Below are 15341 nucleotides of genomic sequence, written 5' to 3' on the forward strand. Positions count from 1 at the left end.
TGCCCCCGGCGACACCCCAGACGCCGGGGGCACTCTCATGCCCTGGTCACTCCCAGCGGTAGCCGGCTCCGCGTACGGTGGCGATGTGATGCGCGCCGAGCTTGCCTCGGAGGTAGCGCACGTACACGTCGACGACGTTCGACCCGGGATCGAAGTCCATCTCCCAGACCCGGCTCAGAAGCTGTTCGCGGGAGAGCACCATTCCCGGGCTGCGCAGAAACTGCTCAGCAAGAGCGAACTCCCGGGCCGACAGTTCAACCTCCCGCCCCCCGACCAGCGCGCGCCGTGACAACAGATCGAGTGAGACCTCACCGTGGACGATCGTCGTCCCCGCGTCGGCTGGTACCTCCCGCAGCCGTGAGCGCACACGCGCGAGGAGTTCCTCGAAGGTGAACGGCTTTCGGATGTAGTCGCTCGCCCCGGATTCCAGCCCTTCGACGGTATCCCGAGTGCTGGTGCGGGCAGTCAGCATGATGATGGGCACCGTGCGGCCTTCACGACGAATCTGACGAAGGACCTCGAGCCCGTCCAGTGTCGGCAGACCGATGTCGAGGAGCGCGAGGTCGATCGCTCCGCCCCGAAGGAGCTCGAGAGCCGGCGGCCCGTCGTCGACGATCACCGTCTCATAGCCTGCGGCGCGCAGGCCACGTTCCACGAACGCCGAGATCTGCGGCTCGTCTTCTGCGATGAGGATCCTCGTCACCGCTTTCCCCCCTGATGGATCACGTCATCGGCGCGTACCGGCGCCGGGTAGGACGCACCGCTGGTGTGCGGCACGTGGATGGTGAACGTTGCCCCGCCCCCGGGGGTATCGGTCACCTCGCATCGGCCACCATGGCCTTTCGCGATGGCGTCGACGATCGCCAATCCCAACCCCGAGCCTCCCACACTTCGGCGTCGTCCCGCTCGGTCGAATCGGCGGAAGATGCGATGGCGCATCGCCGGCGGTACGCCGGGACCGTGGTCACGCACCCAGAGGCGGACCTCGACAGGGTCCACCGCGCTGCCGACATCGATCGGACTCGCGTCAGGGGAGTACTTCGAAGCATTGTCTGCCAGCTGCAACCACGCCTGAAGCAGGCGGTCTCCGTCGCCGAGCATCCGGCCCGTCGCCCGGTCGGTGACGTGCCAGTCGTGTCCCGGGATGACAGCCACCATGTCTGCCATCCGAGCAGTGAGAGCGGCGAGATCGATCTCGTCGGACGCGTAGGTGTCGGTCTCCGCTGCTGCCAGCAGATCGATGTCTTCGACCAGTCGTGTGAGTCGGTCGAGCTCGGCGATTCCGATCGCCCGGGTGGCATCGACGTCGGCCCGATCCGACGCATCCATGATCTCGAGATGTCCGCGCACGATGGTGATCGGTGTCTTGAGTTCGTGCCGCACATCGTCCAGCAGCTGTCGCTGCGAGTCGACCGAACCTTCGAGGCGGTCGAGCATGGAGTTGACGCTCTGCGACAGGTCGGCGATGCCCTCGCCGCCGCCGGACGGCAGGCGGCGGCTCAGATCCGCGAGCGTCATACTTTCGGCTGCTTCTCGGACCTCCGCTATCGATCGAAGCGCCGCGCCGGCGACGAACCATCCGACGAGCACCACGAGAACAATGGTGACGACGGATGCAACGCCGAAGACGGTCATCGGCATCAGCAGGGGATCCAGCGGCGCGCCGGCACTCCAGAGCGCAGTCGCCTGCGCCGTGAATGTCACGCCGCCGACGAGGGCGAGGGCCACGGCGCACGCCAGTGCCACCCCCGTGACGATGCGACGCCGCGCCGATCGCGGCCGCTGGGACCGTGTCATGGGGTGATTATCGCCCGGCGCGCCGGTCCGGCGCATCCGCGGCAGCTCAGCCCGGGTGGGTCATTGACAGCAGGTCGAGCTTCTCATCGAGCTGCTGGGGAGTCAGCTCACCGCGCTCGATGTAGCCCAGCGCAACGACGGCTTCGCGAATCGTGATCCCTTCGGCGACTGCGTGCTTGGCGATCTTGGCCGCGGCTTCGTAGCCGATCAGCTTGTTCAGGGGCGTCACGATCGACGGCGACATGCCGGCGAAGGCCGAGGCGCGCTCGACGTTGGCTTCCAGTCCCACGATCGTCTTGTCTGCAAGGACTCGAACCGTGTTCGAGAGCAGCCGGATCGATTCGAGCAGAGCGGTCCCCATGACCGGAATCGCGACGTTCAGTTCGAACGCGCCGGAGGCGCCTGCCCAGGCGATGGTCGCGTCATTGCCGATGATGCGCGCGCACACCATCAGGGTCGCCTCGGGAACAACGGGGTTCACCTTGCCGGGCATGATCGACGAGCCCGGCTGAAGGTCCGGGATCCGTAGTTCGGCAAGACCCGTGTTGGGGCCCGACCCCATCCACCGCAGGTCGTTGTTGATCTTCGTGAGAGAGACCGCGATCGTCCGCAGAGCACCGGATGCCTCAACGAGCGCATCGCGGTTTGCCTGAGCCTCGAAGTGGTCCTTGGCCTCGGTGATCGGCAGCTCGGTCTCAGCGACCAAGATCTCGAGGACCTTCTGGGGGAAACCGAGCGGAGTGTTGATTCCGGTCCCGACGGCGGTACCGCCCAGGGGGACCTCGGCCACGTGGGGGATGACAGCCTGAACACGCTCGATGCCGAGGCGGATCTGGCGGGCGTAGCCGCCGAACTCCTGGCCGAGGGTGACGGGGGTGGCGTCCATGAGGTGGGTCCTGCCGGACTTCACGACGCTCTTCCAGAGCTCAGCCTTCTCTTCGAGCGCTACCGCCAGGTGGTCGAGCGCCGGGATGAGGTCGTCGATCAGTTCCTGGGTGACCGCGACGTGCACCGACGTCGGAAAGACGTCGTTCGAGGACTGGGACGCGTTGACGTGGTCGTTCGGGTGCACCGTCTGGCCGAGGCTGTGCGTCGCGATGGTGGCGAGCACCTCGTTCATGTTCATGTTCGACGAGGTGCCGCTGCCGGTCTGGTACACATCGATCGGGAACTGGTCGGCGTGCGCCCCGCCGATGATCTCGTCGGCCGCCGCGGCAATGGCCTCTGCGATCTGGGCGTCGAGGGTGCCGAGGTCCCGGTTGGCCAGCGCCGCAGCCTTCTTGATGCGCGCCAGCGCCACGATCTGCGCGGGGTCGAGGGCATCACCCGAGATCGGGAAGTTCTCAACGGCCCGCTGGGTTTGCGCGGCGTACAGTGCGTTCTTGGGCACCCGCACCTCGCCCATCGTGTCGTGTTCGATGCGGTACTCGATGTCAGTCACGTCCTCGTTCCTTCGCTTCAGGTGTGCTCGGGCAGCTGCCCGCAGTGATCAGGGGTTCTCGGCGGCGCCCACGATGACATCGGGGATCGCCGTGCCCTCCGACAGCCGATAGTTCGCTCCGACGATCGCGAGGGTTCCGGCGGCGACGGCATCGCTGATGAGTTCGGAGGAGTGGAGGAGCTCGGCGACGGTGTCGCGCAGGTGCTCTCGGCCTACCTCTTCGGCGTCCACCGGTCCGCCGTCGGAAGAGCGGATGACGCGTCTGACCGCCGGGACGATGGGCGCGATCTGGCGCCAGATGTGCGGGGGAAGGGAGGGGGCATCCACGGTCGTTGACTCGATAGCCGCGGCTACGGCGCCGCATTCGTCATGTCCGAGCACGACGATGAGGGGGACTTCGAGCACCGCGACGGCGTATTCGAGGCTGCCCACAACAGAGTCGGAGATGACCTGTCCAGCGTTTCGCACGACGAACAGGTCGCCGAGGCCCTGGTCGAAGATGATCTCCGCCGCGAGGCGCGAGTCGGCACAGCCGAAGAGCGCGGCACGGGGGCGTTGACCTCCGGCCAGCTCGTGACGACGCTCGACATCCTGCCGAGGGTGTGAGGGCTCGCCCGACACGAACCGTGCATTGCCGTCGCGCATGTCTCCCCAGACCTCGGCGGGAGTCGCGGTCTGCATCATGAGATCCCCTCTCGGGCAGCGATGATCTGATCTGCGAGCCCCTCAGCGACCACGCGCAGGGTGGCGGCATCCGTCGCGCCGTAGATGAGGATCGTGTCCGCTCCGGCTGTCGTGCTGAGGGCCGCTGAGATGTTGCCCGCGCGAGCCGGGTCGGGGATGTCGTACTCGGTCCATTCGACACCATCGATGACGATGGTTCCCGCCGAATCTGCCCCCGAGAGCTCGCGAGTCGGCCACGTTGCGTCTGCGCTGAAGCCCTGGGAAACCCGCACGAATCCGGCGTCCTCAGCCGGGACATACAGCACCGTCCACGTGCGCGGGTCGTCTCCCGCGACGGCGGCTGAGGTCACGAGCCAGGTCTCGGGAACGACAGGAACGATCACGGTCGAGCCGTCGAGGGTGAGTGAGACCTCCTCGGCGACGGCGGCGACGTCGATCGGCTCCGAGGCTGGTGGTTCGCCTCTCGGGACCGCGAAGATGACGATCGCAACGATTCCGAGCGTGATCACCAGGGCGGCAACCAGATTGCGAAACGTCTGGCTCGACCGATACACGCGGGAAGACTCGGCCTTCCGGGCCGCCGTCTCCTCGGGCGTTTCGGGACGCCCGAGCTCGGCGACGATCCGGTCGCGCTGAGCCATCATGACTCGTCTCCGCTCGGGGACGACGTCGACGCCGCGCGCGCAGCATCCAGCCGCTCCTTCGCGCCGACGAGCCATTGCTCACATCGCGCTGCGAGTGCTTCGCCGCGCTCCCACAGTCGCAGCGACTCCTCGAGGGTCGGTGCGCCCTGCTCCAGCGCTGCGACGACCCGAACCAGCTCGTCGCGAGCCTGTTCGAACGACAGGTCGTCGACATCCCCCGGTGCATGCGGGTTGGCGGCGGTCATGATCTCCATCCTAGAGCGGCACGTCGGGGGTGCTGCTCTCCTCGACCTCGCCTGCAGAACGGGCCCCGAACGAGCCACGCCCCACTGTGACGGTGACGTCGGTACCGGCGGGCGCCTGCTCGGCATCTCGCACGATGACCCCACCCGCGACGTGCGCGATGGCGTAGCCGCGGGCAAGAGTCGAGGCGGGGGAGAGGGCTCGCACCGCTGCTCGCAACTCCGCGGTCTTCCCGGCCTGCGCCGCCACGGCACGCTCGGCGTGGTCCCGCCCTCGCGCCACGAGAAGCTCGATGTGCTGCGCTCGCTGGGCCACGGCGTTCTCGGGATTGCGCAGCACGGGGCGTGAGCGCAGCTGCTCGAGCTGCGTGATGTCATGAGCCAGCCGCTGTGTCACCCGGGTCCGGGCGCGGCTGCGCAACTGGGACACGAGCGCCCGCTGCTCGGCGACGTCGGGGACCACGCGCTTGGCGGCATCCGTCGGCGTGGATGCTCGAAGATCTGCCACGTCGTCGAGGATCGGATGGTCGTTCTCGTGCCCGATCGCGCTGACCACGGGGGTGGATGCCGCGGCGACCGCACGAACGAGGCGCTCGTCACTGAACCCCAGCAGCGTCTGCGGGTCACCCCCGCCGCGAGCGATGATGATCACATCCACCTCGGGGTCGGCGTCCAGGGTCTTCAGCGCCGCGATCGTCTCGGGCACGCAGCGATCCCCCTGCACCGCCGCGTACCGCGTGCGAAACCGCACGCGCGGCCAGCGCAGTTCGGCGTTGCGATGCACATCCTTCTCGGCATCCGAGTTCTCGCCCGTGATCAGGCCGATGAGGTGCGGGAGGAAGGGGAGCGGCTTCTTGCGCGAGGGGTCGAACAGTCCTTCGCCACGCAGCTGGACCCGGAGCCGCTCGAGCCGCTCCAACTGGTCGCCGAGCCCCACGTGCCGCATCGCCGAAACGGCGAAGCTGAAGTCGCCGGTTCGTGTGAAGTAGTCGGCCTTGACGCACGCGACGACGCGATCGCCGACGGCGAGGTCGGCGGGGAGGCGTTGGCGCGTGCTCGACCAGATCCTGATCGAGATCGTCGCGTCAGTTGTCAGGTCCTTCATCCGCCCGAAAACGTTGCCGCCGCGAAGGTTCCACGACGTGATCTCTCCCTCGACCCACACGGAACCCCACGTTTCGACGAAGCCGCGGATCGTGTCGCCGAGGCGGGCCACCGAGGTCGGCGAGTGAGCGTTCGAGTCCCGAGGGTGGACCGAATCAGGGGGTGGGGCCTGCCCCGGGACGGGTTCGGGCTGAAACGTCGTCATGATCCCTTTCGGCTCGCCCGGCCCGCGCTCAGGACGCCCCCGTAGAATCGGACCGATGAGCACTCCCGCGGTACACATGCCCATGCCCCGCGTTCCGCGGCGCCGTGAGCGCCTCCAGGATATCCCGGTCGACCGACCCAAGCGGGTGCTGCTCGCTGCGCCCCGGGGATACTGCGCGGGGGTCGATCGAGCCGTCATCGCGGTCGAGAAGGCGCTCGAGCGATTCGGTGCCCCCGTCTACGTCCGCAAGCAGATCGTTCACAACATCCACGTCGTGACCGAGCTGGAGCAGAAGGGCGCGATCTTCGTCGACGAGGTCGACGAAGTTCCCGAGGGCGCGCACGTCGTCTTCAGCGCGCACGGTGTGTCACCGGCTGTCGTGCAGTCGGCAGCCGATCGGCAGCTCCAGGCAATCGATGCGACCTGCCCACTGGTGACGAAGGTTCACCGCGAAGCAGTGCGCTTTGCCCGCGACGAGTTCGAGATCCTCTTGATCGGTCACCTCGGTCACGAAGAGGTCGAGGGCACGGCGGGTGAGGCGCCGGAGCACATCACGATCGTCAACTCGCCCGAAGAGGCCGACACCGTTCAGGTGCGGGATCCGTCCCGCGTGGTCTGGCTCTCGCAGACGACGCTCTCGGTGGACGAAACGATGGAAACCGTCAGGCGGTTGCGCGAGCGGTTCCCCGAGCTGCAGGATCCGCCCTCCGACGACATCTGCTACGCGACCCAGAACCGCCAGGTAGCCATCAAGAAGGTCGCCCAAGGTGCTGACCTGGTGATCGTCGTCGGCTCGGCCAACTCGTCCAACAGCGTGCGGCTCGTCGAGGTCGCGCTCGAGTACGGCGCGAAGGCTGCGTATCGCGTCGATTACGCTGACGAGATTCGGCAGGAATGGCTCGATGGCGTTGCCAGCGTCGGTGTCACCAGTGGCGCCTCAGTCCCCGAGGTGCTGGTTCAGCAGGTGCTCGAGGACCTTGCGGCGGCCGGCTATCGCGACGTCGAAGAGGTGCGCACAGCCGAGGAGGACCTGATGTTCTCGCTTCCCAAGGAACTGCGGCAGAGCACAAGCGAACACCGGGGCGGGCGCGTGCGCGCATGAGCGACGAAGACCGGCCCGAGCCGAAGTACGGCGTCTATGCGACGCCGGAAGAGCAGCGGGCGCGCATCCAGAAGCCCGACGCGACATGGGCTCTCGAGACCGGCGAGTCGGTGACGGATGCCGCGGCGTCGGCATCCGTGGGCAACGACGGCACGCCCCGCAGTGCCGTCGACCCTGCACGATCGAAGGCAATCGACCGCATCGTCACCTTCGCCCTGCTCGCCTACGCGTTGGTCAACGTCGCTGTCGCTGCTCTCGCGCTCGTGGATTTCTCGCAGTACGCCGCAACGGTCTTCGAGGTGATGGGGATCCCCGGCGAGTTCACGAACCTGGGCGGCGGACAGACGTGGGGTGCTGCAGCTGCGGTCGCCCTGATCATCGGATACCTCATCACCGCATGGTTCTCGGTGCGGCGGACCATGGCCGGTAAGATCGCGTGGTGGGTGCCGCTGGTCGGCGCCGTCGTGACTCATGTGGTCGTCGGCGCGCTCGCGATCGTCCCGCTGATGTCAGACCCCGCCTTCGCCGCGTACCTGACCTCGATCTCTTGAGATCAGGCACGCGGGTCGGCTGACTGAGTGCGTGCCGTTGTGTCTCAGGCGCCGAGCGACTTGCCCGCGGAACCGAGCTGCTGCGTGGCTTCGACCACACGTGCCGCCATCGCGGACTCCGCGACCTTGCCCCACGCGCGGGGGTCGTACGCCTTCTTGTTGCCGACCTCGCCATCGACCTTCAGGACGCCGTCGTAGTTGCTGAACATGAAGCCCGCGACGGAGCGCGTGAACGCGTACTGGGTGTCGGTGTCGATGTTCATCTTGATCACACCGTTCGCGACAGCCAGCGCGATCTCTTCCTCGGTCGAACCGCTGCCGCCGTGGAAGACGAGATCGAGGGGCTTGGCGCCGGTGCCGAACTTGGCTGCGATCCCCTCCTGGATCTCGCCGAGCAGTTCGGGCTTGAGCTTGACGTTGCCGGGCTTGTAGACCCCGTGAACGTTGCCGAAGGTGAGCGCGGCGATCCACCGGCCCTGGTCACCAAGACCCAGGGCCTCCACGACCTGCGTGACATCGCCGGTCGTGGTGTAGAGCGCGTCGTTTGTGCCCTCGTGCTTGACGCCGTCCTCTTCGCCGCCGACGACACCGATCTCGACCTCGAGGATCGCGTTGATGTTCTTCAGCCGGGGCAGCAGCTCCTTGGCGATCTCGATGTTCTCGCCGAGCGGGACTGCCGAGCCATCCCACATGTGGGACTGGAAGATCGGCTCGCCGCCGGCCTTGACCTGCTCCTCGGATGCCGCAAGCAGCGGGAGCACGAAGTCTTCGAGCGCGGGCTTGGGGCAGTGGTCGGTGTGCAGCGCGACGGTGATCGGGTAGTTCTTGGCGACCTCGGTCGCGAACTTCGCCATCGCAAGCGCTCCGGTCGCGCGAGCCTTGACGGTGTGACCGGCGAAGTAATCAGCGCCACCCGTCGTCACCTGCAGGATGCCGTCGGAACCTGCCTCCGCGAGACCCTGTAGTACCGCGTTGATCGACTGCGAGCTCGAGACGTTGATAGCCGGGTAGGCAAACCCGCCCGCCTTGGCGCGGTCGAGCATCTCGGCGTACTGGTCGGGGGTTGCGACGGGCATGAGTGCGCTCCTTGTCGGTGGGGATTCACCTCGGTGGGGGTTCACCGTCACTCTAGCGAAGCGGGCTCGCGCTCACCGAGACAGCGAGCCGTGAGATTGACCGGCGCAGCGGCTAACGTGCAACCCGAACATGAAGGTTCTGCCATGTCGGCCTTTATCGACGGCTGTGCACGTATGGTTGCGCACATGGGAACTGTTTACTACGGAGGATCGGCGACCCCGATCTACATCGATGACCTCGCGCTTGCGCATCTCAAAGTGGTGATCGCCACGAAGCTGCGCCGCGGCGAGAGTTTCACGGTGTCGTGGCAGCACCCAGAGGACCAGGAACCCGGCCGCACCACCCTGTGGCTGCATCCGTCGATACCACTCCGTTTCGTCTTCGATGAGCCGGAATCGCCGCAGTTGAGCCGCGAATGGATCGAGGACCTCGCCAACTCGGCGAACTCATCCGGGGGGATACTGCTCGTCTCGCAACACTTCGATGCAACGACGGCGCCCGTGGCGCGACCGTAGCCGCGTGCAGCGGCGGTGCGCAGGATCTGTCAAGGGGAGTGCTCGCCGGAACATGAGGCCCTACCGTCCGGACGATGACTGATCCGACTGAGTACGATCCGACCAGTATGCGCAACCAGCCCGCTATGCGTCAGGGTGGTGAGAAACGGTGGTTGATCGCCGGCGGCATCCTGCTGATCGTTGCGGGCACCATCTTCGCCTTTCTCATGCCGCTGCAGTTCGCATCGGCGGGCATGGCGCTCTCACTCCTCGTCGCCGGTTACCTCGCGATGATCCTGAGCGCCATCTTCATCCAGTCGGCGCGCGCAAAGAGCATGACGTTGGCGTGGCTGATGGCTGCAATGGGAATTTCCGCGGTCATCGGACTTGTCGTGGTCATCGCGCTCGAGTGGGCCGCCGGGGCATCGAGCGGACACAGCGGCGTCTGAGACACCGCGCTTTCGGGCCTGGCAAGAACCGCAATTCTTACCCCGAACCCGATGACGTAACCCCACGGTCGCGGGCGCGGCTGTGGCTAGGGTGAGAGCATGGTGAGCCTGACCGCAGACATGAGCCCGTTGCATCCCGACCGGAACCTGGCGCTCGAGCTGGTCCGTGCGACCGAGGCTGCGGCGATCCGGTCGGTGCCTTTCATCGGCCGCGGTGCCAAAGAGGCTGCCGATGGGGCAGCGGTCGACGCCATGCGCGCGTTCCTCACGACAGTGAGTTTCGACGGCACCATCGTCATCGGCGAGGGCGAAAAGGATGACGCCCCCATGCTCTTCAACGGTGAGAGTGTCGGCAACGGTCGCGGGCCGAAGTGCGACGTCGCGGTCGACCCGATCGACGGCACATCGCTGACGGCCGAGGGCCGCAATAACGCGCTCTCCGTCCTTGCCGTTTCAGATCACGGCACGATGCTCGACGCCTCGTCGGTGTTCTACATGGACAAGCTGGTGACCGGGCCCGCCGGTGTCGGCGTGGTCGACATCCGCCTCCCGATCGGCGAAAACATCCGGCTGTTGGCAAAGGCGCTCGGCAAACCGGTGGATGAGATCGTCGTCTCGGTCCTCAACCGGCCGCGACACGACAAGCTCATCGCACAGATCCGGGAGGCCGGGGCCGGCACACGCCTCATGAGCGACGGTGACGTCGCGGGGGGAATCAACGCGGCCCGTCACAACGCGCGAACCGACATGTGCGTGGGTATCGGAGGCAGCCCCGAGGGGATCGTTACGGCATGCGCGATCAAGGCCCTCGGCGGACACATCCAGGGACGGCTCTGGCCCCGCAATGACGACGAGGCGCAGCGCGCCACCGACGCGGGCCTGAAGGTCGACGGGCACATCTATGAGGCCGACGACATGGTCCAGGGCAACAACACGATCTTCGTTGCTACCGGAGTGACCAACGGCGAGCTCGTTGCCGGGGTTCGGCGTGAGGGCGGGTACGTCTACACGGAGAGTGTCGTTCTTCGCGGAGCTTCGGGGACCCTGCGTCGGATTTCGTCCGAGCACCTCGTATCGAAGTGGCTGTGAGCAGGTGACTTCCTCGTCGGCCTGATGGGCTGGCGCTGCTCTCGGGCGCGGTGCGGCCGCCTCCGCGCGGGCCTCTGGCAGAATCAGAGGAGTCCGAACGGAAGCGAGGAGTGACGCCATGTCGACACCGCCGAGCGAAGACCGCAATCCCCGAACGGGCCCGCACACCGGTGCTCAGGCCGTGATCGCGGACGCCAGCGATCCGGCACGCCGACCTGACGTCTTCTTTCGGGTGCGTCGCCCCGAAGGGCATCAACCGTCGGTGTGGTGGTCGATCGGAGCGTTCATTTTGGTGTCGGGAACGGTTGTCGCCCTGCTGAGCCTCATTCCCGGCGGTGCGTAGGCGCCTGAACGCGCCCCCTGACCTCACCGAGATCTGCCGTTATGCGAGTTGACGGCTCGTTATCGGTGATCCCCGAAGCTCGACTTCCGTCGTGTTCTGACCCGGGTTCCAGAAGTTCGATCGCCGTCAGGTGCCGGGGAGCCGACTCGATCGCGGCCGGGCCGGTGACGGCATCCAGCTTCGTGTCATCGATCCCGGGGAACTTCCTTGCCGTCACGAGCACCCGAGACTCGAGAGTTCCCGCGAAGCGGTTGAAGGACTCGACGGTCCGTTCGATCGACCGGCGCAGGTCGTTGGCGTGCGATGCGAGGCCGCCGAGCCGCGTGAACAGTTCATTGCCGAGATCGAACAGGCGCCGGGCATCCGCGGTGACGTCCTGCTGCGTCCAGGTGTAGGCGACGGTCTTGAGCACCGCCCACAGATTGACCGGTGACGCTAGCGCGACGCGTCGTCCGAAGGCGTAATCCAGCAGCGTGGGGTCGGCATCGAGTGCCGTCGACAGAAGTGACTCGCTCGGCACGAAGCAGATCACGAACTCGGGGCTCGACGTCAAGCCGGCCCAGTACGTCTTTTTGGCGAGGGCGTCGACGTGCGCGCGTATGGCCTTCACGTGCTTGTCCATGAGAGCACGGCGGGATGCGGCTTCGGCGCCGACTGCGGTCTCGGGGACTGCTGCCGCCTCCAGATACGCGTCAAGGGGCACCTTGGCGTCGACGGCGATGGCCTTGTCTCCGGGCAGGCGAATGATCATGTCGGGGCGGCCGGCTCCGGCATCCGTCTCGATCGTCGACTGGATGTCGAAATCGACATGCCGCGTGAGCCCGGCAGCCTCGACGACCCGGCGCAGCTGCGTCTCGCCCCACACGCCGCGCGTGCTGCCGGAGCGGAGGGCGCTGGCGAGGCTCTCGGTCGTGGCACGCAGGGCCTCGTCGGACTGCTGCGCTCGCCGCAGCTGCTCGGCGATCGTGCCGTACTGGTTCTGCCGTTCGCGCTCGAGTTCGGCGACCGTCATCTGCATCGACTGCAGCGTCTCGCGCACCGGCTCGAGGGCGCGGAGCACCGATTGCTCGCGTCTCTCGCGTTCCTCGCGAGCTGCCTGATCAGAGCGGGTCTGGGCGACGAGGTCGCGGTACCACTCCTTCTGCTGGGCGAGCTGCGCGAGGGTCGCCTCGTGTGCGGCGGTGGTTGCGGCAAGCTGCTCGCGCACGCCTGCCAGCTGAGACATCGATCGCGCCCGCGCCCCCGCCGCACCGAACGCCCAGCCCGCGATGAGGCCTGCCACGAGGCTCCCGAGGATGATTCCCGACACCAGTAATGCGTCCATGTCGTCAGGATGCCGCGGGCCACCGACATCGCCCGCTCACCGCGCCGCGACCGGGCCAGAGGCAGGGCAGAGGACGTGGCGCGTCAAGCGAAGATCGTCTCGGCTGCTGCGGCGAAGCCCTCGAGACGCCCGAGCCGCACCCCGAGTGCTTCGGCGAGTGACGTGATGTCGGGTGCGGCGGCGCGGCGCGCAGCATCGATCGCGATGTGCGCACAGGCCACGGCATCCGCGACAGCCTCGTGGTGCACGAAGCCCGCGTATCCGGCGGCGGCTGCCGAGGCGGGGAGGCGGTGCGACGGGATGTCATAGGTACGGCGGGAGACCTGCACGGTGCACGCATAGGTCAGGTCGGGGCAGGCAGTTCCCGTTGCCTCGCAGGCACGGCGGATGACGCTCATGTCGAACCCGGCGTTGTGGGCGATCGCGACGTCATCACCGATGAACGCGCACAGGTCCGGGAGCTGCTCAGCCCAGGTCGGTGCGTCTACGACGTCCTGTTCGCGGATCCCGTGGATGCGGGTGTTGATCTCGAAGAAGCGGTCGTGGGGGAACGGAGGGCGGATGAGCCAGCCCGCGGTTGCGACGATCTCGCCACCCCGCACGCGGGCAAGGCCGACGGCACACGCTGAGGCATTGCTGGAATTCGCCGTTTCGAAGTCGATAGCGGTGAAATCCAGTGACACGGCTTCAGCATCGCCTGCCCATCCGACATCGCCCCCGAGGCGCGCCGGAGCGAGGGCGTGCCGCCCCCGTAGACTGGACCCCCGTGGCTCTTACCATCGGAATCGTCGGACTCCCGAATGTCGGCAAGTCGACCCTCTTCAACGCCCTCACGAAGAACCAGGTGCTCGCCGCGAACTATCCGTTCGCGACGATCGAACCGAATGTCGGCGTCGTGAACCTCCCCGATCCGCGCTTGAACACCCTCGCGGAGATCTTCGGCTCCGAGCGGATCCTTCCGGCCAGCGTCTCGTTCGTCGACATCGCCGGCATCGTCCGTGGCGCGTCCGAGGGGGAGGGCCTGGGCAACCAGTTCCTCGCCAACATCCGCGAAGCCGACGCCATCGCCCAGGTCGTGCGCGGTTTCGCCGACTCGGATGTCGTGCACGTCGACGGCGCCGTCGACCCGAAGAACGACATGGAGACGATCAACGCCGAGCTCCAGCTCGCCGACCTGCAGACGCTCGAGAAGGCGATCACGCGGTACGAGAAAGAGGTCAAGGGCAAGAAGCTCGACCCGGTCGTGCTCGAGACCGCGCTCGCCGCGAAGGACGCGCTCGAGCGCGGGAAGCTGTTGTCGGCATCCGGAATCGACCTCGCTCCGATCCGCGAGCTCGGTCTGCTGACCGCAAAGCCCTTCATCTTCGTGTTCAACGTCGACGAGTCGGTGCTGACGGATGCGGGCGCCAAGGCGAACCTCGCGGCGCTCGTCGCCCCCGCGCAGGCAGTGTTCCTCGACGCAAAGATCGAGTCCGAACTCATCGACCTCGATCCTGAGGATGCCGCGGAACTCCTGGCGTCGACCGGACAGGAGGAGTCGGGTCTCGACCAGCTCGCCCGTATCGGATTCGACACGCTGGGCCTGCAGACCTACCTCACCGCCGGGCCGAAGGAGGCCCGTGCGTGGACGATCGGTAAGGGCTGGAAGGCGCCCCAGGCCGCCGGGGTCATCCACACCGACTTCGAGAAGGGCTTCATCAAGGCCGAGGTCATTTCGTTCGACGATCTCGTCGACGCGGGGTCGGTGCTCGAGGCTCGTTCGCGCGGCAAGGCGCGGCTTGAGGGCAAGGACTACGTCATGCAGGACGGCGACGTGGTGGAGTTCCGCTTCAACAACTGAATCGCCGGCCGCGGCTTGCGGCGCGCTGTCGGCCGCCCCCGATGCTCCGGGCGTCCATGGACCGGCGGGAGTGGTAATGAGAACCAGGCAGTGCCTCGTCGACTAGAGATAGTCGCTGGACCTCGACAAACTGGACGGACATCCGTTGAGGAGATTCATGTCGGTTGGAGCCAGGCCATCTCTCACGCTCGTGGTGTTTCTGGTGGCCGCGACCGCGTTCGCTGGGTGTACCGTGACGGCGCCGGAGTCCGTCCAGACACTCGGCGCTCCCGTCCCCACGGCTGTCGCTACGCCGATCTCCGAGGCTTCGTCTGCGACGGAAGCGACAGATCCGGACTCCTGCGCCGGCCTATCCCAGGTCGTGAGCGAATCCGACGGTTTGTACTGGGAGCGGCGCGGGAGCCTTCGTGATCTGGGCGCACGAGAGTTCGCGCAAGGCGAGGTCACAGTCGATGATGACGGTGCTCCTGTGGCCTATACAGTTGCGTCCGGTGACGTCGAGTCCGTGATCGCTGAACGGCTCTGCGCGTACCCAAACCTGGCTCAGATGAACCACGTGCGTGTGATTCATCCGGGTCATGTGCTCTGGCTCACCCCCGACCCGGCCATTCCCTGGGTTCCCTACTACGCCCCAGGTGACGCGCCTGCGGGGTTCGAGCAGATTCCTTACCAGCAGGCAATCGAGTCCGCGGGCGCGGCAGTTGACACTGGGGACGTGGACACCGTGCGGTCAATCTGGAACGACACGCTCAAGCCGATGTTTGCGAACCAGACCACCATCGACGCGGTCCAAGAGGTCGTGGACGCCGGTGACCTCGACGCGCTGCGCCAACTCTTCTCCTGACCTCGCGCCTCGGTGGAGACGACGCCAGTGGACTGGGTGAGCCGTCGGGAACGGATTGTCCGCACCCTCGTTCGGTTAGGGTCGTCCAGGGTGATCACGCTTACGCGCTCT

18 protein-coding genes are annotated in these 15341 nt (G+C 66.8%); 8 read left to right on the top strand and 10 right to left on the bottom strand.

Features of this window, described 5'->3' with window-relative positions:
• Window positions 1-46 precede the first annotated feature (46 nt).
• Genes LL236_RS01630 through xseA form a run of 7 tightly spaced genes read right to left on the bottom strand, consistent with a single transcriptional unit; the run spans window position 47 to window position 6117 of the window.
• On the bottom strand, window positions 47-703 hold the full coding sequence (locus tag LL236_RS01630) for a response regulator transcription factor (protein WP_228177045.1): 657 nt from the start codon (window positions 701-703) through the stop codon (window positions 47-49).
• On the bottom strand, window positions 700-1797 hold the full coding sequence (locus tag LL236_RS01635; RefSeq protein ID WP_228177046.1) for a sensor histidine kinase: 1098 nt from the start codon (window positions 1795-1797) through the stop codon (window positions 700-702). Before LL236_RS01635 ends, LL236_RS01630 begins: the two co-directional genes overlap by 4 nt.
• 46 nt (window positions 1798-1843) lie before the next feature.
• Entirely contained in the window at window positions 1844-3238 is a 1395-nt protein-coding gene (locus tag LL236_RS01640) for a class II fumarate hydratase (RefSeq protein ID WP_228177047.1), read from the bottom strand.
• Window positions 3239-3286: 48 nt separating this feature from the next.
• Window positions 3287-3922: a carbonic anhydrase gene (locus tag LL236_RS01645; RefSeq protein ID WP_374197989.1), complete on the bottom strand. Its 636-nt coding sequence runs from the start codon at window positions 3920-3922 to the stop codon at window positions 3287-3289.
• On the bottom strand, window positions 3919-4563 hold the full coding sequence (locus LL236_RS01650) for a DUF4245 family protein (RefSeq protein ID WP_228177048.1): 645 nt from the start codon (window positions 4561-4563) through the stop codon (window positions 3919-3921). The genes LL236_RS01645 and LL236_RS01650 overlap by 4 nt, the downstream gene beginning before the upstream one ends.
• Window positions 4563-4811, bottom strand: a complete 249-nt coding sequence (locus LL236_RS01655) for an exodeoxyribonuclease VII small subunit (protein WP_228177049.1) — start codon at window positions 4809-4811, stop codon at window positions 4563-4565. Before LL236_RS01655 ends, LL236_RS01650 begins: the two co-directional genes overlap by 1 nt.
• Window positions 4812-4821: 10 nt before the next feature.
• Window positions 4822-6117, bottom strand: coding sequence for an exodeoxyribonuclease VII large subunit (gene xseA, locus LL236_RS01660; RefSeq protein ID WP_228177050.1), 1296 nt, complete (start codon window positions 6115-6117; stop codon window positions 4822-4824).
• A gap of 82 nt (window positions 6118-6199) precedes the next feature.
• Between xseA and LL236_RS01665 the strand changes: the two genes are divergently transcribed.
• Both LL236_RS01665 and LL236_RS01670 read left to right on the top strand, forming a co-directional pair.
• On the top strand, window positions 6200-7219 hold the full coding sequence (locus LL236_RS01665) for a 4-hydroxy-3-methylbut-2-enyl diphosphate reductase (protein ID WP_374197993.1): 1020 nt from the start codon (window positions 6200-6202) through the stop codon (window positions 7217-7219).
• Entirely contained in the window at window positions 7216-7770 is a 555-nt protein-coding gene (locus LL236_RS01670; RefSeq protein WP_228177052.1) for a DUF6264 family protein, read from the top strand. The genes LL236_RS01665 and LL236_RS01670 overlap by 4 nt, the downstream gene beginning before the upstream one ends.
• A gap of 44 nt (window positions 7771-7814) precedes the next feature.
• On the opposite strand, the gene fbaA is transcribed toward LL236_RS01670, so the two are convergent.
• The gene (gene fbaA / locus LL236_RS01675) at window positions 7815-8846 is read right to left on the bottom strand and encodes a class II fructose-bisphosphate aldolase (protein WP_228177053.1); all 1032 of its coding nucleotides are present in this window, start codon (window positions 8844-8846) and stop codon (window positions 7815-7817) included.
• 186 nt (window positions 8847-9032) lie between these two features.
• On the opposite strand from fbaA, the gene LL236_RS01680 reads away from it, so the two are divergent.
• The 4 genes from LL236_RS01680 to LL236_RS01695 all read left to right on the top strand — a co-directional run bounded on the left by LL236_RS01680 (window position 9033) and on the right by LL236_RS01695 (window position 11222).
• Window positions 9033-9362: a DUF7882 family protein gene (locus LL236_RS01680; RefSeq protein WP_228177184.1), complete on the top strand. Its 330-nt coding sequence runs from the start codon at window positions 9033-9035 to the stop codon at window positions 9360-9362.
• A 74-nt stretch (window positions 9363-9436) separates the two neighbouring features.
• Window positions 9437-9790 carry a hypothetical protein gene (locus tag LL236_RS01685; protein ID WP_228177054.1) on the top strand — a complete coding sequence of 118 codons (354 nt, stop codon included), beginning with the start codon at window positions 9437-9439 and terminating at the stop codon, window positions 9788-9790.
• A 99-nt stretch (window positions 9791-9889) separates the two neighbouring features.
• Window positions 9890-10879 (top strand): class II fructose-bisphosphatase, encoded by a 990-nt coding sequence (gene glpX / locus LL236_RS01690; RefSeq protein WP_228177055.1) that lies wholly within the window; start codon window positions 9890-9892, stop codon window positions 10877-10879.
• 118 nt (window positions 10880-10997) lie between these two features.
• Complete coding sequence (locus LL236_RS01695) at window positions 10998-11222, top strand: UDP-N-acetylmuramyl pentapeptide phosphotransferase (RefSeq protein ID WP_228177056.1); 225 nt, start codon at window positions 10998-11000, stop codon at window positions 11220-11222.
• Here LL236_RS01695 and LL236_RS01700 read toward each other — a convergent pair.
• Window positions 11203-12546, bottom strand: a complete 1344-nt coding sequence (locus LL236_RS01700; RefSeq protein WP_228177057.1) for a DNA recombination protein RmuC — start codon at window positions 12544-12546, stop codon at window positions 11203-11205. The two genes, LL236_RS01695 and LL236_RS01700, sit on opposite strands and share 20 nt — an antisense overlap.
• Before the next feature lie 83 nt (window positions 12547-12629).
• A complete protein-coding gene (locus tag LL236_RS01705) occupies window positions 12630-13229 on the bottom strand; it encodes a 3'-5' exonuclease (RefSeq protein WP_228177058.1) in 600 nt (199 codons plus the stop codon).
• An 83-nt stretch (window positions 13230-13312) separates the two neighbouring features.
• Here LL236_RS01705 and ychF point away from each other — a divergent pair, with 83 nt between their 5' ends.
• Entirely contained in the window at window positions 13313-14386 is a 1074-nt protein-coding gene (ychF, locus tag LL236_RS01710) for a redox-regulated ATPase YchF (RefSeq protein ID WP_228177059.1), read from the top strand.
• Window positions 14387-14543: 157 nt separating this feature from the next.
• Complete coding sequence (locus tag LL236_RS01715) at window positions 14544-15230, top strand: hypothetical protein (protein WP_228177060.1); 687 nt, start codon at window positions 14544-14546, stop codon at window positions 15228-15230.
• The last annotated feature ends 111 nt before the right edge of the window (window positions 15231-15341 follow it).

It is taken from the genome of Microbacterium schleiferi, assembly GCF_020781975.1.
In the GTDB taxonomy this organism is placed as follows: domain Bacteria; phylum Actinomycetota; class Actinomycetes; order Actinomycetales; family Microbacteriaceae; genus Microbacterium.